The sequence below is a fragment of the Citrobacter sp. wls708 genome (assembly GCF_005281255.1).
Classification (GTDB): Bacteria; Pseudomonadota; Gammaproteobacteria; order Enterobacterales; family Enterobacteriaceae; genus Citrobacter; species Citrobacter werkmanii.
The window spans coordinates 27602-49816 of record NZ_SZXE01000033.1; the positions used below are offsets into that span (position 1 = coordinate 27602).

Annotated in this window: 20 protein-coding genes; 7 read left to right on the top strand and 13 right to left on the bottom strand. The window is 51.4% G+C overall.

From position 1 onward, the window contains the following. Positions 1-259: 259 nt before the first annotated feature. The gene (acnA, locus tag FDW97_RS18140; protein ID WP_137351421.1) at positions 260-2935 is read left to right on the top strand and encodes an aconitate hydratase AcnA; all 2676 of its coding nucleotides are present in this window, start codon (positions 260-262) and stop codon (positions 2933-2935) included. 52 nt (positions 2936-2987) lie between these two features. Here the strand turns inward: acnA and ribA are convergent, their stop codons facing one another. Continuing rightward, positions 2988-3578, bottom strand: coding sequence for a GTP cyclohydrolase II (ribA, locus tag FDW97_RS18145; RefSeq protein ID WP_038640958.1), 591 nt, complete (start codon positions 3576-3578; stop codon positions 2988-2990). A gap of 201 nt (positions 3579-3779) precedes the next feature. Here ribA and pgpB point away from each other — a divergent pair, with 201 nt between their 5' ends. The 5 genes from pgpB (at position 3780) to yciH (ending at position 7432) form a co-directional block, all read left to right on the top strand. Next, positions 3780-4544 carry a phosphatidylglycerophosphatase B gene (gene pgpB, locus FDW97_RS18150; RefSeq protein ID WP_038640956.1) on the top strand — a complete coding sequence of 255 codons (765 nt, stop codon included), beginning with the start codon at positions 3780-3782 and terminating at the stop codon, positions 4542-4544. A 149-nt stretch (positions 4545-4693) separates the two neighbouring features. Continuing rightward, on the top strand, positions 4694-5002 hold the full coding sequence (locus FDW97_RS18155; protein ID WP_038640953.1) for a LapA family protein: 309 nt from the start codon (positions 4694-4696) through the stop codon (positions 5000-5002). Positions 5003-5008: 6 nt separating this feature from the next. Then, positions 5009-6178 (top strand): lipopolysaccharide assembly protein LapB, encoded by a 1170-nt coding sequence (gene lapB, locus FDW97_RS18160; RefSeq protein WP_038640951.1) that lies wholly within the window; start codon positions 5009-5011, stop codon positions 6176-6178. A gap of 189 nt (positions 6179-6367) precedes the next feature. Next, positions 6368-7105 carry an orotidine-5'-phosphate decarboxylase gene (gene pyrF / locus FDW97_RS18165; RefSeq protein ID WP_110497944.1) on the top strand — a complete coding sequence of 246 codons (738 nt, stop codon included), beginning with the start codon at positions 6368-6370 and terminating at the stop codon, positions 7103-7105. After that, entirely contained in the window at positions 7106-7432 is a 327-nt protein-coding gene (yciH, locus tag FDW97_RS18170) for a stress response translation initiation inhibitor YciH (RefSeq protein ID WP_137351422.1), read from the top strand. An 89-nt stretch (positions 7433-7521) separates the two neighbouring features. Here yciH and osmB read toward each other — a convergent pair whose 3' ends face one another. The 7 genes from osmB to fabI all read right to left on the bottom strand — a co-directional run bounded on the left by osmB (position 7522) and on the right by fabI (position 15629). Beyond that, a complete protein-coding gene (osmB, locus tag FDW97_RS18175) occupies positions 7522-7740 on the bottom strand; it encodes an osmotically-inducible lipoprotein OsmB (RefSeq protein WP_038640946.1) in 219 nt (72 codons plus the stop codon). 268 nt (positions 7741-8008) lie between these two features. After that, a complete protein-coding gene (locus FDW97_RS18180; RefSeq protein WP_085048103.1) occupies positions 8009-8761 on the bottom strand; it encodes a DNA-binding transcriptional regulator YciT in 753 nt (250 codons plus the stop codon). Between the two features lie 81 nt (positions 8762-8842). Further along, a complete protein-coding gene (locus FDW97_RS18185; RefSeq protein WP_042308514.1) occupies positions 8843-9025 on the bottom strand; it encodes a hypothetical protein in 183 nt (60 codons plus the stop codon). Between the two features lie 182 nt (positions 9026-9207). Next, positions 9208-11199: a cyclic di-GMP phosphodiesterase gene (gene pdeR / locus FDW97_RS18195; RefSeq protein ID WP_038640944.1), complete on the bottom strand. Its 1992-nt coding sequence runs from the start codon at positions 11197-11199 to the stop codon at positions 9208-9210. 263 nt (positions 11200-11462) lie between these two features. After that, entirely contained in the window at positions 11463-13397 is a 1935-nt protein-coding gene (locus FDW97_RS18200) for an exoribonuclease II (RefSeq protein ID WP_121529120.1), read from the bottom strand. Positions 13398-13486: 89 nt separating this feature from the next. Next, the gene (locus FDW97_RS18205) at positions 13487-14629 is read right to left on the bottom strand and encodes a carboxymuconolactone decarboxylase family protein (protein ID WP_137351423.1); all 1143 of its coding nucleotides are present in this window, start codon (positions 14627-14629) and stop codon (positions 13487-13489) included. A gap of 211 nt (positions 14630-14840) precedes the next feature. Beyond that, complete coding sequence (fabI, locus tag FDW97_RS18210; RefSeq protein ID WP_038640941.1) at positions 14841-15629, bottom strand: enoyl-ACP reductase FabI; 789 nt, start codon at positions 15627-15629, stop codon at positions 14841-14843. A gap of 443 nt (positions 15630-16072) precedes the next feature. Here fabI and FDW97_RS18215 point away from each other — a divergent pair, with 443 nt between their 5' ends. Continuing rightward, positions 16073-16762 (top strand): EAL domain-containing protein, encoded by a 690-nt coding sequence (locus tag FDW97_RS18215; protein ID WP_137351447.1) that lies wholly within the window; start codon positions 16073-16075, stop codon positions 16760-16762. A gap of 40 nt (positions 16763-16802) precedes the next feature. Here FDW97_RS18215 and sapF read toward each other — a convergent pair whose 3' ends face one another. Genes sapF through sapA form a run of 5 tightly spaced genes read right to left on the bottom strand, consistent with a single transcriptional unit; the run spans position 16803 to position 22085 of the window. Beyond that, positions 16803-17609, bottom strand: coding sequence for a peptide ABC transporter ATP-binding protein SapF (sapF, locus tag FDW97_RS18220; RefSeq protein ID WP_038640937.1), 807 nt, complete (start codon positions 17607-17609; stop codon positions 16803-16805). Position 17610: 1 nt separating this feature from the next. Beyond that, the gene (gene sapD / locus FDW97_RS18225; protein WP_003020556.1) at positions 17611-18603 is read right to left on the bottom strand and encodes a peptide ABC transporter ATP-binding protein SapD; all 993 of its coding nucleotides are present in this window, start codon (positions 18601-18603) and stop codon (positions 17611-17613) included. Continuing rightward, on the bottom strand, positions 18603-19493 hold the full coding sequence (gene sapC / locus FDW97_RS18230) for a peptide ABC transporter permease SapC (RefSeq protein ID WP_137351424.1): 891 nt from the start codon (positions 19491-19493) through the stop codon (positions 18603-18605). Before sapC ends, sapD begins: the two co-directional genes overlap by 1 nt. After that, complete coding sequence (sapB, locus tag FDW97_RS18235) at positions 19480-20445, bottom strand: peptide ABC transporter permease SapB (RefSeq protein ID WP_061381249.1); 966 nt, start codon at positions 20443-20445, stop codon at positions 19480-19482. The genes sapC and sapB overlap by 14 nt, the downstream gene beginning before the upstream one ends. Continuing rightward, positions 20442-22085 carry an ABC transporter substrate-binding protein SapA gene (gene sapA / locus FDW97_RS18240; protein ID WP_038640931.1) on the bottom strand — a complete coding sequence of 548 codons (1644 nt, stop codon included), beginning with the start codon at positions 22083-22085 and terminating at the stop codon, positions 20442-20444. Before sapA ends, sapB begins: the two co-directional genes overlap by 4 nt. Positions 22086-22215 lie beyond the last annotated feature (130 nt).

Here is a 22215-nt window from a genome sequence, read left to right on the forward strand (position 1 = left end):
CGTATGACTTATTGCGTACAATCGCGATGTCCACTCTAATCAGCATATTATCGACTACCAACATGCCTGTTACACATTAACGCTATCAACTTCCGCTCTCGAATCTTCCCCGCGTATTTCACACCGCACTCCGATCTTCCGATGTTTACACTTTTATCAATTTGAGTTGTTATCAAAGCGTTACATTTTGTTTGTGTTATCTTTAATACTAACCCTGAAGAAAATCAGGGGATCTAACCCTGTCATTTAAGGAGGAGCTATGTCGTCGACCCTACGCGAAGCCAGTATGGACACATTGCAGGTTAATGATAAAACCTACCGTTACTACAGCTTGCCTCTGGCCGCACAAACACTGGGTGATATCACCCGCCTGCCCAAATCGCTAAAAGTTTTGCTGGAGAACCTGCTTCGCTGGCAGGACGGAAATACCGTTACCGAAGACGATATTCATGCACTGGCGCGTTGGCTGAAAACCGCGCATGCCGACCGTGAGATTGCCTATCGACCCGCTCGCGTTTTGATGCAGGACTTTACTGGCGTACCCGCAGTGGTCGATCTGGCCGCTATGCGCGAAGCGGTAAAACGTTTGGGCGGGGATACGGCAAAAGTGAATCCGCTTTCGCCAGTGGATCTTGTCATTGACCACTCCGTAACGGTGGATCGTTTCGGTGATGATGACGCTTTCGAAGAGAACGTCCGTCTGGAAATGGAACGTAACCATGAGCGCTATGTGTTCCTGAAATGGGGACAGCAAGCATTCAGTCGCTTCAGCGTTGTGCCGCCGGGAACGGGGATTTGCCACCAGGTTAACCTTGAGTATTTGGGTAAAGCCGTCTGGAGCGAATTACAAAACGGTGAATGGGTGGCTTATCCGGATACGCTGGTCGGTACCGACTCCCATACTACGATGATAAATGGTCTCGGTGTGCTGGGCTGGGGCGTCGGCGGCATTGAAGCCGAAGCCGCGATGCTGGGCCAGCCGGTCTCTATGCTTATCCCTGACGTGGTGGGCTTCAAGCTGGTAGGTAAACTGCGGGAAGGTATCACCGCGACCGATCTGGTGCTGACCGTCACCCAAATGCTGCGTAAGCATGGTGTGGTTGGGAAATTTGTTGAATTCTATGGTGATGGCCTGGATACCTTACCGCTGGCCGATCGGGCAACCATTGCGAACATGTCGCCGGAATATGGCGCAACCTGTGGTTTCTTCCCGATTGATGACATCACGCTTGAATATATGCGCCTGAGCGGACGCAGTGAGGAGCAGGTCGACCTGGTCGGCGCTTATGCTAAAGCGCAGGGGATGTGGCGTAACCCAGGCGATGAACCTGTATTTACCAGTTCGCTGGAGCTGGATATGGGCAGTGTGGAAGCGAGCCTTGCCGGACCGAAGCGTCCACAGGATCGAGTGGCACTTGCAGATGTCCCGAAAGCGTTCTCGGCGAGTAACGAGCTTGAGGTGAATAGCTCGCTAAAAGATCGTCAGCCGGTGGATTATACGATGAACGGGCATCAATACCTGTTGCCGGATGGCGCGGTGGTGATTGCGGCGATCACCTCCTGTACCAACACCTCTAACCCAAGCGTATTGATGGCGGCGGGGCTGCTGGCGAAGAAAGCGGTTACGCTCGGTCTGAAACGTCAACCCTGGGTTAAAGCCTCGCTGGCGCCTGGCTCTAAAGTCGTTTCTGACTATCTGGCGCAGGCCGGGTTCACACCGTATCTTGACGAGTTGGGCTTTAACCTCGTGGGTTATGGCTGTACCACCTGTATAGGTAATTCCGGACCGTTGCCCGATCCTATTGAGACGGCTATCAAAAAAGGCGACCTCACGGTCGGCGCAGTGCTTTCCGGCAACCGTAATTTTGAAGGCCGCATCCATCCGCTCGTCAAGACGAACTGGTTGGCGTCACCGCCGCTGGTAGTCGCTTACGCGCTGGCGGGGAATATGAATATTAACCTGACGAAAGACCCGTTAGGTCATGACAGAAAAGGCGATCCCGTTTACCTGAAAGATATCTGGCCAACTGCCCAGGAAATCGCCCGGGCCGTTGAGCAAGTCTCTACCGCGATGTTCCATAAAGAGTATGCCGAAGTATTTGAAGGCACGCCGGAATGGAAAACGATTCAAGTTGATCGGGCTGATACCTATGGCTGGCAGTCTGACTCGACTTATATCCGTTTGTCGCCGTTCTTTGATGGTATGCAGGCTACGCCGGATCCGGTACAGGACATTCATGGCGCACGCATTTTGGCGATGTTAGGCGACTCGGTGACCACCGATCACATTTCTCCTGCCGGTAGCATTAAAGCGGATAGCCCGGCCGGTCGGTATCTACAAAGCCACGGCGTTGAGCGCAAAGACTTTAACTCCTACGGTTCCCGCCGCGGAAACCATGAAGTGATGATGCGCGGTACTTTTGCCAATATACGTATCCGCAATGAGATGGTGCCTGGCGTGGAAGGCGGAATGACGCGGCATTTACCGGGGACGGAAGTGGTAGCTATCTATGATGCGGCCATGCAATACCAACAGGAGAATGTTCCGCTGGCGGTCATTGCCGGTAAGGAATATGGTTCTGGCTCCAGTCGTGACTGGGCTGCGAAAGGCCCACGCTTGCTGGGTGTGCGCGTGGTGATTGCTGAGTCCTTTGAGCGAATTCACCGTTCTAACCTGATCGGCATGGGGATTTTACCGCTTGAATTCCCACAGGGGGTTACGCGTAAAACGCTGGGATTAACCGGTGAGGAAGCGATTGATATTACGGATCTGCAAAACATTAAACCGGGGGCGACAGTTCCGGTAAGTTTGACCCGTGCGGATGGGCATAAAGAGGTGATTTTATGCCGTTGCCGCATCGATACCGCGACGGAGTTAACGTATTACCAGAACGATGGCATTCTGCACTACGTCATTCGTAATATGTTGAACTGACATGTAAAAAGCCTGCGTGAGCAGGCTTTTTTCTGTACCGGGTAAATGGAAATTATTTATTTAACAAATGGCCCATTTTCGCGGCTTTGGTATCCAGATAATGTTCATTATTCGGGTTACGGCCCACAATCAACGGCACGCGTTCAACGATATTGATACCCGCCTCGGTCAGAATTTCCACTTTCTTCGGGTTATTGGTCAACAAACGTACCTCGTCAACGCCCAGCAACTTGAACATGTCCGCACACAATGTGAAATCACGCTCGTCTGCTGCAAAGCCTAACTGATGATTGGCTTCAACGGTATCATAACCCTGGTCCTGCAGCGCATAGGCGCGAATTTTATTTAACAGCCCAATGTTGCGCCCTTCCTGACGATGATAGAGCAGAATGCCACGCCCTTCTTCGGCAATATGCGACAGGGCTGCTTCGAGCTGGAAACCGCAATCGCAACGCAGGCTAAACAGCGCATCGCCAGTCAGACACTCAGAGTGGACACGCGCCAGGACAGGCGTTTGGCCTGTAATATCGCCAAAAATCAGTGCGACATGATCGTGTCCGGTTGCCAGTTCTTCAAATCCCACCATCAGGAAATCACCCCAGGGGGTTGGCAGTTTGGCTTCTGCCACACGTTTAAGCTGCATGTAATTCTCCAGATTATGCTGGCACTGTCGTGCCGTCGCCTGTTGGCTTCTGTTCTGTATTGCACTATTTTGCCATAAGCCAGCGATGTTCACCTAATTGCGACAACGGATTCGCTTTTGGAATGGCACAAAATTGTCAATTTTCCCGGCGTGCGCATTTTTCAGTTATGATTGTGAGACTTATCAACGAAAGGAGAGGCAATGCTTTCAATTGCAAAGCGCACCGCAGTCGGCGCCGGACTGCTGCTTATCATGCCGGTTGCTGTATGGGTATCAGGCTGGAACTGGCAACCTGGGCATAATGTCTGGTGGTTAAAATCCCTGTTCTGGGTAACGGAAACGGTGACACAGCCATGGGGGATTATCACTCACGTAGCGCTCTGTGCATGGTTTTTATGGTGTCTGCGTTTTCGTCTGAAAGCGGCGGTAATGCTGTTTGCGATCCTGGCGGTGGCGATTTTAGTTGGGCAGGGCGTGAAGTCATGGGTTAAAGATAAGGTGCAGGAACCGCGGCCATTTGTTGTATGGCTGGAAAAAACGCACCATATTCCGGTGGATGAGTTCTACACTTTAAAACGTAAAGATCGCGGGAACTTAGTCAAAGAACAATTAGCCGAACAGCGGGACGTGCCAACGTTTCTACGTAAGCACTGGCAAAAAGAAACAGGATTTGCTTTTCCCTCCGGGCATACAATGTTTGCTGCCAGTTGGGCTTTGCTGGCGGTAGGATTGCTGTGGCCGCGCAGACGTACGCTGACTATAGCATTCTTACTCATCTGGGCGACGGGGGTGATGGGGAGCCGCTTGCTGCTGGGAATGCACTGGCCCCGTGATTTGGTGGTCGCAACGCTGATTTCCTGGCTGTTGGTGACCCTGGCAACCTGGCTTGCGCAGCGGATATGCGGGCCCTTAACACCGCCAGTGCAGGAGACAAAAGAAATCGCGCAGCGTGAGCAAGAAAGTTAGCTATGATTGATTTTTCGAATTTTGCCCTTAAATCAGAAGGCATAAAGCGCTTTTCCATTTCGCACTCGGTGTGAAAATGGTAATTTAAAGGGCTCAACGCGGTAAGTTGGACACGATTTATTCGCTTAAACCACATAACGGGAAGTAATGTGAAATATTTACTCATTTTCTTACTGGTGTTGGCGATTTTTGTTATTTCGGTGACATTAGGTGCGCAAAACGATCAACAGGTTACGTTTAATTACCTGCTGGCTCAGGGTGAGTATCGTATCTCTACGCTGCTTGCTGTATTGTTTGCCGCAGGTTTTGCGATTGGTTGGCTAATTTGCGGCCTTTTCTGGCTGAAGGTTCGAGTGTCTCTTGCGCGCGCCGAACGTAAAATCAAACGACTGGAAAACCAGCTTGCGCCTGCGACCGACGTTGCGGTACCCGCCGATTCGTCGGTTGTAAAGGAATAATTATTTATGTTGGAGTTGTTGTTTCTGCTTTTACCTGTAGCCGCTGCCTATGGGTGGTATATGGGTCGCAGAAGTGCGCAACAAACAAAGCAGGATGAAGCCAACCGACTTTCCCGTGACTATGTCGCCGGGGTTAACTTCCTCCTGAGCAACCAACAAGATAAAGCGGTGGATCTGTTCCTTGATATGCTGAAAGAGGACACGGGTACCGTTGAGGCTCATCTCACCCTCGGAAACCTGTTCCGTTCGCGCGGTGAAGTCGATCGTGCAATCCGCATCCACCAAACGCTTATGGAAAGTGCCTCGCTGACATACGAACAGCGCTTGCTGGCAGTGCAACAACTGGGCCGCGACTACATGGCCGCAGGCCTGTATGACCGTGCGGAAGACATGTTCAATCAGCTTACTGATGAAACAGATTTTCGCGTTGGGGCATTACAACAGTTGCTGCAAATTTATCAGGCAACCAGCGAATGGCAAAAAGCCATTGACGTTGCAGAGCGTCTGGTAAAGCTTGGTAAAGACAAACAACGCATTGAGATAGCGCATTTCTATTGCGAACTGGCGTTACAGCAAATGGGCAACGACGATATGGATCGTGCCATGACGCTGTTGAAAAAAGGGGCGGCAGCAGACAAAAACAGCGCCCGCGTTTCCATTATGATGGGGCGCGTATATATGCTGAACGGCGATTACTCCAGGGCGGTTGAAAGTCTGCAACGGGTGATTTCTCAGGATAAAGAGCTGGTCAGTGAAACGCTGGAAATGCTGCAAAGCTGCTACCAGCATCTGGGCAAAAACGATGAGTGGGCAGAGTTTTTACGCCGTGCGGTTGAGGAAAATACCGGTGCCGCCGCTGAACTGATGCTTGCAGATATCCTTGAGGCGCGTGAGGGGACTGATACCGCTCAGGTTTATATTACTCGTCAGCTGCAGCGCCATCCTACGATGCGTGTATTCCACAAGCTGATGGATTATCATCTTAACGAAGCAGAAGAAGGGCGCGCCAAAGAGAGCCTGATGGTGCTGCGCGATATGGTCGGGGAGCAGGTACGTAGTAAGCCGCGCTATCGCTGTCAGAAATGCGGGTTTACCGCTTATACGCTGTACTGGCATTGTCCATCCTGCCGTTCATGGTCAACCATTAAACCTATTCGTGGGCTTGATGGGCTGTAATTTTTAAAAAAGCTTCAACTTAGTTACAACATCCTTATAGGGTATAATCGTCCCATCATCAACCTCCACAGCCGGTTCGCCTGGCAGAAATGTAATCGCGCCTGTTAATTTTCTATTGCCGCAGGTAGAATGCACGCCGTTTACCCATTTTGCGCCACCGGTGGCGCCCATCCTCAGGAAGGTCTGGTCATGACGTTTACTGCTTCATCTTCTTCTCGTGCTGTTACTGATTCTCCTGTCGTTGTCGCTCTTGATTACGCAAATCGTGATAAAGCATTAGCTTTTGTCGACAGAATTGATCCTCGTGATTGCCGTTTGAAAGTGGGCAAAGAGATGTTCACGCTTTTTGGACCTCAGTTGGTTCGCGAACTACAACAGCGCGGTTTTGACGTCTTTCTGGATTTGAAATTTCATGATATTCCCAATACAACTGCACATGCCGTAGCTGCGGCTGCCGACCTTGGCGTGTGGATGGTTAACGTACACGCCTCTGGCGGGGCGCGCATGATGACGGCAGCCCGTGAGGCCCTGGTGCCTTTTGGTAACGATGCGCCATTGCTGATTGCTGTGACGGTGCTGACCAGCATGGAAGCCAGCGATCTTGCCGATCTCGGTGTGACGTTGTCACCTGCGGAGCATGCTGAAAGACTGGCGCGTTTAACCCAACATTGCGGGCTGGACGGAGTCGTATGCTCTGCCCAGGAAGCGGTACGTTTCAAACAGGCGTTTGGACAGGCATTTAAGTTAGTGACCCCGGGTATTCGTCCTGAAGGCAGCGAGGCGGGCGATCAGCGTCGTATTATGACGCCAGAGCAGGCGCAGTTAGCCGGTGTGGATTACATGGTGATTGGTCGTCCGGTCACGCAGTCTGCCGACCCGGCGCAGACGCTGAAGATGATCAATGCCTCTCTGAAACGAGGTGTGTAAATGAGCGATTCAAACTCTCGCCTGGTCTATTCAACCGACTCCGGACGCATTGATGGACCGAAGGTCGCCCCTGAACGCCCAAAGGGTGATGGTATTGTCCGCATTCAACGCCAGACCAGCGGTCGTAAAGGCAAGGGCGTGTGCCTGATCACCGGTATTGATCAGGATGATGCGGAACTGGCCAAATTAGCCGCGGAACTGAAGAAAAAATGTGGTTGCGGTGGGGCGGTAAAAGATGGCGTGATTGAAATTCAGGGCGATAAACGTGACCTGATAAAATCATTGCTGGAGGCCAAAGGCATGAAAGTCAAACTGGCTGGCGGTTAATAAAAAAGCCACGGAGATAATCCGTGGCTTTTTAAAATACAGAGCTGAAAAAGTAAACGTTTAATTATATCGAGCCGGTCAACCGTAAATTATTTACCTACCTGATGGCCAATAATACCACCAACAGCAGCACCACCCAGCGTACCCAGCGCGCTGCCATCGGTCAGGACTGCACCACCTACTGCACCCGCACCAGCACCGATAGCGGTATTGCGATCGCGTTTGGACCAGTTAGAGCAGGCGCTCAGAGACATTGCCAGAGTAAGCGCCAGAATGGCTGCGGTCATTTTTTTGCTCGTTACTAACATAATACTTTCTCCTGAATTATTGATTCACGGAATCCAGTGTTCTTTAAGGATAGCGTTAAATCGCGACTATCAAAGATATTTCCGTGAAACCGTTTAGCGAAGGCATGACAACCAATATCCTGCAGTTGGATGTTCGCTCCTGTTATATCGCTAATATTAATTCTACGAGTTTATCCTGTTAACAACAGGTAAAAAGTCTTAATTGGGTTGTCAGATAACTCTCAGAGAGGAGATGATTTGCCTGCCGACAAATCATCTTGCGCAGCCATTATGCGTTGGTATCAATGATATTGACGGTTAATCCTGAATGCTCAAGCTGCATTTGTACGCTGGCGCTGAGCTTAGAGTCCGTCACGACGCGACTGAATCGTGCTAAAGGCCCCAGGGTATAAGGATGAATGGCGTCAAATTTTGAGCTGTCGGTAAGCACAATAACCTCTGCGCCTTTCTCCAGTACCGCATTAACCACATCAGAACGCATCATATCGCGTCCGGTGAAGCCGGTTTCTGCCTGCCAGCCATCAATGCCGATGAAGGCCTTACTGAAGTGTACCTGCTGGATAAACTGGCGAGTCAGGGGGCCGACCATGCTCTCACTTTTCTTCTGATAAATCCCGCCGAGGAGAATCACTTCACAGGGTGTTTCTTTGAGCAGGTGAGCGATGTAGCTGCTCACCGTAATGATAGTGACATCTTTTTGCTCCGCCAGGGTTCTTGCCAGGAGCGCATTGCTGCTGCCATTCTCAATGAATACTGACTCGCCGGGGCTGACTAGTGATGCAGCGAATTCGGCCAGCTCACGTTTTAGCGTGAAATTGGTCATCATGCGTGTTTCCACATCATCGCTGTTCAATGAAACAGCAAATCCGTGCGCACGGCGTAAATAACTCTGTTTTTCCAGCGTATTCAGATCCTGTCGAATCGTCACTTCTGAAACACCGGTGATTTTTGCCAGATCGGCGACGCTCATCTGACCTTTATCGGTCACCATCTGCAAAATGGATTGTTGTCGGGAATTCATAGTATTAATTTTTATAGCAATATCGTATCGGAAAATAAACGGAAGTCTGCTGATAGCAGTAACATCAAGAGAGCGATGTCATCAGATCTCCCACGGAGCTTTCTGTTTAGTTGACAAAGATTGAGTATCTTCTTTGACCGTGTTTAACAGTTCAGCCTTCAGAATTTCGAGATTGTGGATGGCTGAGTGGTAATCACCTGCAACGAGGATATCCAGCACGGTATCAATGCGTTCGGCCAGACGCTGAGCGTCGATATCAGACATGGTCATCATCCAAAGGGCAATAGAGTTTGAATTTCATGATGCAGAATTTCATGGCAAAAGAGAAGGGAAAAATAGTATTAACCTGAATGATTGAAGAATATTATATATTCTGTGATTACATACAGATAGAATCATCACGTATTGTCCATTTATGGCTATTTTCTCCGAGGAATCTTTCTGCATTATCGCGTTTTTTTATTCAGGTGTCGTCGATACCATCGTTCAAACGCAGCTGCAGGCATCGGCTTGGCGAATAAAAATCCCTGACGCTCATTGACGCCGTTCTTGGTCAAAAACGCATCCTCTTTTGCACTTTCAACGCCTTCGGCGATGACCTGCAGGTTGAGCGCCTGCGCGACCGCGACAATGGCCCGCACCAGCGACTGCGAAATAGGTTGCTTGTGCACATCTCTGACAAAGGTTTGATCCAGTTTTATCGCATCAAGCGGGAAGCGGGCCAGTTGAGATAGCGACGAATAACCAGTGCCAAAATCATCCAAATGGATTTGTGCCCCCAACTGGCTAAATTGCTGAATAACGGATAGTGCCAACTGCTCATTTTCAATCAAACTGCTTTCCGTTAATTCAACATCGATCGGGCAGTATTCAAAGTTGAGATCGTGAAGCACCTGCTTGAGAGCGGTAAATAGCGTCTGGTCGGCGAGCTGGCGCGCAGACACGTTTACCGCCACGCGTAGATTTATCCCTTTGGCACGCCATTTTGCCACCTGGCGCACGACGTCCAGAATAACCCATCGACCGAGCGGAACGATGAGCCCTGATTCTTCGGCGTAGGAGATAAACTCCAACGGCGGTATGAGACCACGTTCCGGGGACTGCCAACGAACCAGAGCCTCCAGACTACGAACTTCTCCGCGCCAGGTTATTTTTGGCTGATAGTGGATAACCAGTTGATCGTTTTCCAGCGCCTTACGCAGATTGGTATCCAACCACAAATATTCAAAAACCCGTTGATTCATTTCCGGTGAGAAGACGCAAAACTGACCACGACCGCCTTCTTTTGCTGTGTACATGGCCGTATCCGCGTTACGGATGACGCTCTCGCCGTCCTGTCCATGCTGTGGCGCGAGAGAAATACCGATTGAACATCCGGTATAGACTTCTATCAGTCCAATGCGAAAAGGTTGACGCAGGCGCGTCAGGATACGCGATGCCGTAGCCTCCAGCGCGCCCTGGGACGTTTCGGTGGCAAGGACAATGAATTCATCACCGCCAAACCTGGCCAGTAGCTGGTTGTCGTCGAGGCAACTGAGGATAGCCAGCGACACGCTTTGTAACAACTGATCGCCAAACATATGACCGTAGGCATCGTTCACCTTTTTAAAGTTATCCAAATCGAGATAGACAATCCCAACCTGCGTATCGCCCGCGTTTTCAATAGCGTTGCTGATCAGCTCGTGAATTGCGTTGCGGTTCGGTAAACCAGTGATGGAGTCGGTATTGGCCAATACCCGTAGACGTTCCTGCGCGCGGCGCTCTTCAGTAATATCGGTACCGGAACAGATCAGAAATATTTCGTTCTTGCCGCTACCGTTATGCACAAACTTATTGCGGAACAGAAACAGACGCTGGCCTTTGCAGGTTTTAACCCAACGTTCGACCTCATAAGAGTTACCTTCGCGAAAAAACACCTCAATGTTGCGCCGTGAGGCTGCGGCCTCGCGCCGGCTCATAAACAGCGTGAAAACGCTTTGGCCAATCACTTCGCGCTCTTTGAGACCGGTGTACTCTTCGCACAGGCGATTAAAACGTTGAATGTTGCCCATACGGTCAAGAATGACAATGACGGAGTTAGCTTCAGAAACGACCTGCTCAGCGAAAGAGAGGCCGTGAGCCAGGTCGCGCGCGACGGAAGGGGTGTCATCCCAGGCGGATGCGCTTCCCGCCCATTCGCGCTTATTGATTTTCCTGCCGACCAGATGCACGGGAATGTCGTCATCTTCAATGGGAAGCGTCATCAACAGGCTCGATGTAATCACCGTCATTTCGCGAATGCGGTCGGCTTGCTCAGCTGACAATTCGATGGTCTGATCGACTGCTGACGCTTCGTCGATAGAGAAATGCAGGATGTTGCAATCCTCTGACAAACGCCAGTAGGGGTTATGAGTGCCCACATAGCTATACAACGTAACCCGCTCCCGGACGTCTTTCATGATGTGTACTATCCCGTTTAAAGCGCATAGAGCCTCAAAAGTATAGTTAGCCATGATTCATACAGGGTGACTATGGCTGAACGTATTGTTTTATTTATGTATTTATATGTAATGCAGAATCTAAAAAAAGCAAAGCTAGCGGAACTGAAAATAGTAAAAAATAAATTAGACCGGATGAAAGAAGTGTAGTGCGTGGTGGAGATTTGGGAGGGAAAAGAAAACGACCTTTCACAGAAAGAGAAAGGCCGTTAGCTTTATCAGTATTACACGGCTGGACGTGCGATAACGCTGCGGGTTTCCATCCGCACTTCGGCAATGGTTACATCAATCACATCCGTGACTTTGTAAACCACTTCACCTTTGATTTGTACGGTGCCGCTTTCCTGGCTGCATACCAGTTCGTCACGAACAGCATGCAGGAACGGGGCCGGAATAAATGCGACTGCGCCATTATCCACTAAACGCACTCGCATACCGCCGCGGCTGACGTCAATGATCTCGGCCGCGAAGCGGACGTCGGTGCCGGCTTTGTCGCTCAAGAAGCGGGCGTATAACCAGTCACCCACATCGCGTTCAGCCATGCGGTTCAGACGACGACGTTCGGCCATTTGCAGGGTCGTATCATCCTGCGGACGGGCAATCGTTTCGCCTTTGATGACGGCCTTAAGCAGACGGTGGTTGATCATGTCGCCATACTTACGAATAGGAGAGGTCCAGGTGGCATATGCTTCCAGACCCAGCCCAAAGTGCGGACCTGGTTCGGTGCTGATTTCAGCATACGACTGGAACCGGCGGATACGGCTATCGAGGAAACCGGAAGGCTGCGCATCCAGTTCGCGGCGCAGTTTGCAGAAGCCTTCCAGCGTCAGGACCTCTTCGGCATCTACATGCATACCATGGGTTTTCAGTAGCGCTGCCAGTGCGTCAGCGTTTGCCGGATCAAATCCCATATGGACGTTATAAATTCCAAAGCCCAGCGTGTCGCGAAGAACGCGTGCAGCACAAATATTTGCCGCAATCATTGACTCTTCCACGATACGGTTAGCGATGCGACGCGGTTCCGCCACAATATCCAGCACTTCGCCTTTTTCACCGAGGACAAAACGGTAATCCGGACGATCTTTAAATACTAACGCGTGGTTGTGACGCCATTCACCACGGCTCAGACAAATACGATGCAGCAGACGGATTTGTTCAGCAATCGCGTCGCTTTCAGGCTGCCAGTCGCCGGTGCCTTCCAGCCAGTCGGAGACGTTGTCATAGGCCAACTTCGCTTTAGACTCGATAGTCGCAGCGAAGAAGGTGATGTTGTCTTCAATCGTACCGTCGGCGGTAATGATCATGCGGCAAGCCAGAACCGGGCGTACTTCGTTCGCGCGCAGAGAACAGAGATCGTCAGACAGTTCACGTGGCAGCATCGGGATATTGAATCCCGGCAGATAGTTGGTGAACGCACGAATCTTCGCCGTTTTATCCAGTTTGCTGCCTTCTGCAATCCAGGCGGTAGGATCGGCAATAGCAACGGTTAACTGTAGCTTGCCATCGGCCAGTTCTTCAGCATACAGCGCATCGTCCATATCTTCGGTGCTGGCGCTGTCGATGGTGACGAAATTGAGGGCGGTCAGGTCCTGACGCACCAGACCTTCGTCCAGCATTTCGGTCGCAACGCCGTCCGGTGCTTCTTTTTCGAGATTATGGCGCGCCAGCGTGACCCACCACGGGACAAAATGATCGTCCGCAAAGGTGATAAATTGGGTTAGTTCAGCGTAGAAGGTGCGATCGCCTTTCAGCGGATGGCGGCGCATTTCTGCCACGGCCCAGTCACCTTCTTTAAATTCATGCTCAACGCCACGGGCGGCGCGACAAGGGATCGCCTCTTTCAGTAACGGATGATCCGGCACAATAGACAGACGGTCATTTTTGCCCTGAACTTTACCCACGAAGCGCGTCAGGAAGGGTTCGATTAGCTCTTCCGGTTCAGCAGACTCACGATCTTTTTCCGTATGGATCACCGCAACAATACGGTCGCCATGCATCACTTTTTTCATCTGCGGCGGTGGAATGAAATAGCTTTTTTGTGCATCGACTTCCAGGAAGCCAAAGCCTTTTTCCGTGGCTTTTACCACCCCTTCAGCACGTGGCGTCTGGGAATGTAGTTGCTGTTTAAGCTGCGCTAGCAGCGGGTTGTCCTGAAGCATAATTGTCTATTTTCGTGGCTAAAAGAGCGGCTGACAGTTTTACGCGATTCTGTCAGTTGCAGCAAGCGCTCTTTAAGTAAGTGGATCGGTTAATACGTCTCGCCCAGCGCGATTTTCAAGCGATTTAACCATCCGCATAATCCACTCCAGGCCAGCAGGTTAATCGCCTGTTCTGAAGAGATACCCTGATCGAACAACGGTGTTAACAGTGCGGCGCTAAAGCGGTCGGGCGCTCGGGTGAGCCATTGTACCGCCTGCAGGGTGACGCGCTCAACCGGATGTCGTTGTTCCCAGCGCTGCAATTCACGTTCATCCTGACGAAGGACAGTGATGATGTCAGTTAATTCATATGCCGTATGCGCATGTTCATTAAAGCAGGACACGCTGCCGTTGATGCGTGATGTCATCAGGGTCGTCAGAGAAAATGCCCGCGTCGGCATATCGCTGCGTAGCGTGCTGGAAATCAGTGACCCAAGTAAATCTAAAACGGCAGGTGAATGTGCTAGCAGGGGGAGCAGCGCGTGCAGTTCGTTGGGATAATCCGCGCGCGGTTTCGCGCGGGTATGCAGCTGTTCGGGTTCTAATGGCGCAGCGTGCCAGCTGGCGTTGGTGGCGCTAAATGGCGAAGCGTGAGCGAATTGCTGTATATCCAGGCCCGGTATTCGACGTACCGGGTGAGCGCTGCAGGCCTGAAGTAATGCGACTACCCGGGCCTGAAAACCGACGAAGCCGATGATTTGATTCATCAATATGCTATCGCAGCTGGTCAGCCCGACCGCATCCAGGTGCTGACGGTCCCGCTCGCCGATCACAGCCGGTGAACTGGCGAGCTGGCGCGCATATTGGGTGATTTGCGCCAGTCGATGATTACTTTCGCGAGACGAATCAGGACCCGGCAGCGGCGTTAAGCGCGCGGCATAGTGATTACACAATCGCTGCACGCCATACACCTGAGCGACGGTCAGGGCTGTACTCATCCGTTCATAGGCGCTGAACGTATGCATCCGATCCAGTACGACGTGAGCGGGGAAAAGAAGTTGGGCAAGTTTACGGGCAGGGGTTAACCAGGATTGAAAGGGTAAAAGCACGTCATGAGGTATCGCCAGGTCCAGTAAAAAGCTGTCGTCAACATGAGCGGCCTCCGGCACCAGCGGCAGAACATCTTGCGGATACGTGCTGGATTGCGTCTCATGATACCAGTGGCTTTTGCCTACAATGCGGCGTTGTTCCATGGGCGTTCCTTGGTCTAAAAAGTGGCGACCCGGACACGTCGTCATACATCTACGCCGGATCGTTTGCGCTGCAATATCCTGACGTAAGCCGATGAGGGGATGAAAGATTGTTACGTGATAATAAATATCGGAAAAGTATATATGGCACAGGGCAGTGGAGGAGGAGGTGAAATCATGGGCGACGGCAGGCCGCCCACAGAGGACTAAACGATTATTTCAGATCCAGCTCGTTCATCGCTGCAATGCTGAAGCCACCATCCACGTGAACGACTTCACCAGAGATGCCGGCAGAAAGATCGGAGCACAGGAATGCTGCGGAATTGCCTACATCTTCAATCGTCACGGTGCGGCGAATCGGCGTCACCGCTTCACAATGCGCCAGCATTTTACGGAAATCTTTGATGCCGGAAGCGGCAAGAGTGCGGATAGGACCTGCGGAGATGGCGTTCACTCGTACACCTTCAGGACCCATTGCGTTAGCCATGTAACGGACGTTGGCTTCCAGAGACGCTTTCGCCAGACCCATCACGTTGTAGTTAGGGATTGCGCGCTCTGCACCCAGGTAGGATAGCGTCAGTAGCGCAGAGCCAGGGTTAAGCATAGAGCGGCAAGCTTTTGCCATCGCAACAAAGCTGTAAGCGCTGATGTCATGAGCAATTTTAAAACCTTCGCGGGTGACCGCATTCACATAGTCGCCATCCAACTGGTCAGCAGGCGCGAAACCGATGGAATGCACGAATCCGTCGAATTTCGGCCAGGAGTGGCTCAGTTCAGCGAACATCGCATCGATGCTGGCATCTTCGGCAACATCACATTGTAGTACGATGCTGGACCCCAGTTGAGCGGCAAATTCCTCCACTCGGCCTTTTAGTTTGTCGTTCTGGTAGGTGAACGCCAGTTCAGCGCCTTCACGATGCATTGCCTGAGCGATTCCCCAGGCAATGGACAATTTACTGGCAAGACCCGTCACCAGAAGACGCTTACCGGAAAGAAAACCCATAGCTTTAATCCTTATGGTCATTGCTTCTTCGTAGCAATCAATGCGTGATGATTGCCATGTCAAAAACGCGCGAAATTGGGCTGAAATTATATCCTACTCATTGTTCCTTTTAGAATGGTTATCAACTCTAAATGCCCCTTACCATTCATTGCAAATGGCGAGGATATTACTTCCCCTGGTTGTGCTTTGCCCGACCCGTATTGCATTGAAGACAATGAGAAAATACAAGGCTTTAAAGGCGCTAAAATGGTATTATTAAGGCGCTAGCTGATGTTAATAAACATAGCAAGGTAGGAACTTTCTTAAAACAAAAAACATGCATATATTCAGATTGTTATGATATATTGTTTTTATCGATCAATATCGATACATTGATCGATATTATTGATTGATTGTGATTAAAAGTGCATTATCAGGAAGTTATGATCAATTGGAGTGGTCTTATGCACTATCATTTCATCGCGGAACCGATGAGAGACACAACAAATAAGTTGCTGGGCGTGGAGATGATCGCCCGGTTTGCTGCAGATACGGTTCGCCCATTGCATGCAGATTTCGTCGTTTCAGCGTGGAATAGCGAACAAAAGCGTAATTTCATGCTCAAGCAAATTCAGTTAATTGCCGAAAAGCGTGATTGGTTTGAGAGCAACAATCTGCTCTGTACCCTTCATCTCATCGATGAAATGGCACTTCTGGCGATTGGTGATCCGGTCATCAAGTCGGCCCTACACGCAATGCCCTTTATTGCACTGGAACTGTCAGAGCGTTTTCTGTCGAGTACGATTTGCCTGAATAATCTGCTGATTAATTCACTCTGTAACGGCCCAAACGCGCTATGGCTGGGCGATCTCGGCTCCGGTAACGTCGGGGCAAGTCCGCTGGTTTGCGGTCATTTTGACGTGGTTAAATTGGATCGCGGTTTCTTCCTTGAACAGGTAGAAAAGCCGATGTTCCCGGTGCTTATCAAAAACATCCGGGAATATTGCGATCACGTTGCGGTGGAGGGGGTCGAAACATCACGACTTATCGATGACGTCAGCGCGGCAGGTGTCTGGGCGATACAGGGGAGCGTTTTTCCGTCAGTCGTTTTTCACGAGGTCGAGACACTGCTCTTACCCGGTGTTGGTCACTGATGGCGCAATTGCCCTCCGGTTTCGGAGGGCAGCGGCTTTGTTAGCGATCTTTCCGCCAGGCGTCGGCGGTGAGCGCCTCGCCAAAATGCCCTGCAATCAGACGACGAGTCAGCTCATGCAGCGGGGAGGCCAGAACATCCGCGGTACTGCCACGCTCAACAACTTCACCCTGATGCATGACTAATACTTGATCGCTAATGTGCTTCATCATGCCGATATGTTGAGTCACATAGATATACGAAATCCCCTGTTTTTCCTGTAATTCCAGCATCAAATTGATGAGCTGCGAACGCATCGACATGTCCAGAGAGGCAAGGGCCTCGTCGGCGATAATCACTTTAGGTCGTAAAATAAGCGCGCGGGCAAGCCCCAGACGCTGTTTTTGTCCCGGCGCCAACATATGCGGGTAATAGCTCACATGGTCAGGTAACAGTCCAACCATGCGCATCGTTTCTATAATCTGTTTGCGACGCTGTTCAGGTTCCAGGTCGGTGTTCAGACGCAGCGGGAAATCAAGGATTTGTGAAATACGCTGACGAGGGTTAAGCGATGTTGACGGATCCTGAAAAATCATACGGATACGCTGACTACGGAATGAATAATCACCATACTGGAGCGGATGATCGTCAATCAGCAGTTCACCGCTGGTGGGTTCAATCATGCCAGCTAACATCTTTGCCAGCGTGGACTTACCGGAACCATTCTCACCAATGACCGCGAGTGTCTGACGTTCGCGCAGGGTAAAGCTGAGTGGCTTAACGGCCTCAACGGTCTGGCGGCGAAATAAACCCGTCCGGTAGCGAAAGGTTTTGCTCAGATTGCGAACTTCGAGCAGGGTTTCTACCATCTCACTCTCTCTCCATGTTCAGCGGGAAATGACAGGCGTAGAGGTGATTCTTTGCTCCGGTCAGTCGTGGGGTTTCAATACATTCACGCTGAGCATAAGGGCAGCGCGGCCCCAGACGGCAGCCGATGGGTAATTGTTCCAGCAATGGAATCGCTCCTGGCATGGTATTCAGACGACTTTTATGCGGCATCGCGCTACCAAAATCAGGAATGGCGCGGATCAACGCTTGCGTATAAGGATGATGTGGAATCGTCACCAGATCTTTACTGGGCGCCGTTTCCACCGTTTGTCCGCAATACATTACGTTGATTTTGTCCGCCCACTGGCTGAGCATTTGCAGGTCATGGCTGATCAACAAAATGGTAGTATTACTGTTTTGGTTCAGCCGGGTCAGCAGGCGAAATATTTGCGCCTGGGTCGTTGGCTCCATCGCGTTCGTCGGTTCATCGGCAATCAGCAAGCGCGGCTGATTCGCCAGTGCAATAGCGATCATTACCTTCTGACACTCGCCGTCAGTCAGTTCATACGGGAAGCTGCGCATGGCATCTTTATGATCTTTTATCCCGACGCGGTGCAAAAGCTCAATCGCCCGGCGTTTGCGCCAGCCGATGCGCTGCCACCAGCGCCCCTTATAGGTCCAGGCTGGAATATTTTGCATCAGCTGTCGCCCAATACGCTCGGACGGGTCAAGACACGATTGTGGTTCCTGAAAGATCATGGAAACGTTATGACCGACCAGCTTGCGTCGTTCACGCGCGGAAAGGCGCAGGAGATCGATGTCATCAAAGCGCATACGGTCTGCGGTTACGCGCCAGTTATCCTTGGCGACGCCGCAAATAGCCTTGGCGATCAGGCTCTTGCCGGAGCCGGACTCGCCGACCAGTCCGCGGATTTCCCCCTCATTGAGGGTCATGCTGACACGGTCAACCGCTTTTACCCAGTCGTCGCCGGTTCTGAATTCAATGGTCAGGTTGCGGATATCGAGTAATGGCATTATTCCACCCCCGCAATAATTGCGCGGCGCACGCCATCACCCAGCAGGTTAACCAGCAGCACGCTTATCATGATCGCCGCGCCTGGCAGCATCACTGTCCACGGTGCGACATAAATCAGCTCCAGCGCGTCGCCGAGCATGGCTCCCCATTCCGGTGATGGCAACTGCGCGCCAAGGTCAAGAAAACCCAGCGCGGCGATATCCAGAATCGCCATCGACAGCGCACGGGTGATTTCAGTGATAAGCCCGGCGGTAATATTGGGCAGAACGGCGAACCACAGAATATTGAGCGTGGTTGCGCCATCAAGGCGAGCGGCAATAACATACTCTTTTTCCAGCTCGTCATGCACCATGCTGTAGACGGAGCGAACCATCCGCGGCAGCAGCGCCAGCCAGACGGCAAACATCGCGTGAGTCAGATGCGGACCGGCAAAAGCCACCACAATAATCGCCAGCAACAGTGAAGGGATCGACAGCAGAGTGTCCAGAATGTGATTGAGCACCGCGGAACGCAAACCGTGCGTTGCTCCGGCAACCACCCCCAGTAACAAGCCACACAGCGTGGCGGCGAGAGTTACGACAAACGCACCGCCCACGGTTGGGGCCGCACCGCTGAGCAGGCGACTTAAAACATCACGCCCCAGGTCATCAGTCCCGAGGAAGAAAGAGACTTCGCCATAGCGCGACCATGACGGCGGTAAAAGCTGATAACCGAGAAACTGCTGGTCGATGCCGTAAGGCGCGAACCAACCACCAAAAATACACAGAATCGCCAGTCCCGCACAGCCATACAGGCCGATCATTGCGGTTGTATCGCCGTAAAAATTGCGCCATGCGGTGCGCAGCGTACCAGGCGGGCGCTTTTCGCTGTAGACGCTATCGTAAGGCATACCATTCCTTATGTTTCAGAGGGTTAGCCATAGCACCCAAAATATCAGAGATGACGTTAACGATGATAACCAGTGAGCCTATCACCATCACACCCGCCGAAATCGCCGCGTAATCCTGCTGGCGAATCGCGTTAATCAGCCAACGGCCAAGACCTGGCCAGCTAAAGACCATCTCGGTGATCATCGCCAGCGTCAGCATGGTGGAAAACTGTAACCCCAGGCGCGGGATAACCGGTGGGAGAGCGTTGTGCAGTACGTGACGTCGTAAAATTGTTAACCGTGACAAACCACGAGTAGCCGCCGCTTTAACATAGTTTTGATCAAAGACCTCAATGGTGCTGATACGCATCAGACGAATAACTTCCGTCGTCGGTGCAACGGAGAGCGTTAACACCGGAAGCACCATATGGCGGATCGCACTGACCAGCATTTCATCGCGCCAGGGCGAGTCGGTGATCCAGGCGTCGATAATGGCAAATCCGGTAACGGGCTTAACTTCGTAGAGCAGATCAAAACGCCCGGAAACGGGCAGCCAGCCGAGGGTCAGTGAGAAGAGCAACGTCAGCAGCAGCGCCAGCCAAAAAACCGGAATAGAAAAGCCCATCAGAGCCAATGCGCTGATGCAACGATCCTGCCATTTATTACGTGTTATGCCCGCCAACATGCCTATCGGGATCCCGACCATCAGTGCAAAACCAAAGGCCAGAATGCACAGTTCCATTGTCGCCGGAAACACCTCTTTGAGTTGTTCTGAGATCAACTGGCCGTTAATACTGGACACACCAAAATCCCAGTGAATCAGGCCATTGAACCAGAATACCCATGCGTTCCACAGCGATGCGCCCTGTAACGGCGCATGAGGTGTGAAGTAGCTCAGGCTGAACCCAATAAAAGTCAGGAAGAACAGGGTGACCAGAAGTAATAAAAAACGGCGCAGGGTGAAGATAATCATGGTTTTTTCACCTCGTCAGCCTTTTCCCTGGAAACCCCGGCAAAAGAAGCGTTGCCGAACGGACTGAGCACCAACCCTTTGATGTCATAGCGATAAGCCTGCAAACGAAGCGAAGAGGCCAGCGGCAGGATCGGCAACTCGCGCGCAAGAATATTTTGCGCTTCGTCGTAGGCATCAATTCGCGAGGAGAGTTGTTGCGAAGAGAGGGCTTTGCGCAAAATGCTGTCAAACTCCGGATTGCACCAGTGGGCAAAGTTGGTCTGTGAGTTAATGGCGGCACAACTGAGCATCGGTCGGAAAAAGCTGTCAGGATCGTTACTGTCAGTTGCCCAGCCGGACAACGTCAGATCATGGTTCATATCCATTAATCGCGCCTCCTGAAAACGACCTTCTACCGGGATGATCTTCACTTTCACACCCACCTGAGCCATATCAGCCTGAATCAGCTCTGCGGTTTTCAGCGGGCTTGGGTTCCAGGCCTGAGAACTGGTGGGGACCCAAAGTTGTAACGTCAGATTTTCCAGCCCCAGCGCTTTTAACTGCTCGCGCGATTTTGCCGGGTTGTACTCAGTAATTTTAGCTTCGTTGTCATAAGCCCACGAGGCGCGAGGCAAAATAGATGCCGCGGTTTCCGCCGTACCGTAGTAAATAGATTGCATTAACCGTTGGTTGTTAATGGCCAGCGCTAGCGCATGTCGTACGGCAGGGTTGTTCAACGGCGGTTTATCCGTGTTGAACGCCAGATAGGCGATATTCATCCCAGGACGCAACGTCAAACGCAGTCGAGGATCATCACGCAATATGCTGAGCTGGCTGGCAGCTGGCCAGGCCAGCACGTCGCACTCGCCGGTCAGTAATTTCGATAAACGGCCAGTTCCGCCAGAGCCGAGATCCACCACGACTTGTGGCATCAAGGGGGTACCTCGCCAGAATTTTTCATGCCGTTGCAGGCGAATATATTGGCCTGCACGATTTTCTGAAAGTTGGTACGGACCTGTGCCGACGGGTTGTCGGTCAAGTAATTCCTGGCGATCTTGTTTGGCTAATTTGGCGGCATATTCTGCCGACATCACCGAGGCATAATGTGTGGCAAGGTGCCACAAGAAGGAGGCGTCGGGTTGATTTAAGCGAAATTCAACGGTGTTGTTGTCCAGCTTGCGCACGCTTTGGACGTTATCGGCGAACTGCAGGCTGTCAAAATAGGGAAAACTGCTGCCATTGATATTGTGCCACGGATGTTGGCGATCAAAGATGCGCTCGAAGGTAAATACCACATCGTCCGCATTCAGTTTGCGGGTGGGCGTGAACCAGGCTGTCTTTTGAAACGGAACATCGCGACGTAAATGGAAGCGGTAGGTTGCGCCGTTATCCAATACTTCCCAGCTTTCAGCCAGTTCTGGCACCAGGCGATAAGTATAGGGATCGACATCAAGCAGTCGGTCATACAATTGGGCCGCTAATGTGTCTACGATGAGACCGCTGCTCGCTTTTTGTGGATTGAACGTATTGACCTGCCCGCTGACGCAATAGACAAAGCCACTGTCACGAATATCAGCGTACGAGGCCTGCTCAGGCGCAGCTGCAGCCTGACCACTCAGAAGTCCAGCCATCACGATCAGAGATGATAAAACCAGGCGCATAATTTTAAAGGGTTATATATAAAGAAGCTATCTTACTAATACTTAATGACATTTGCCATTACCGTTTGTGTTTGGGGGCTGCAGGGTTGATAACCGCGAATTCAACATCGCCAGTTGGTCAAAATTCATA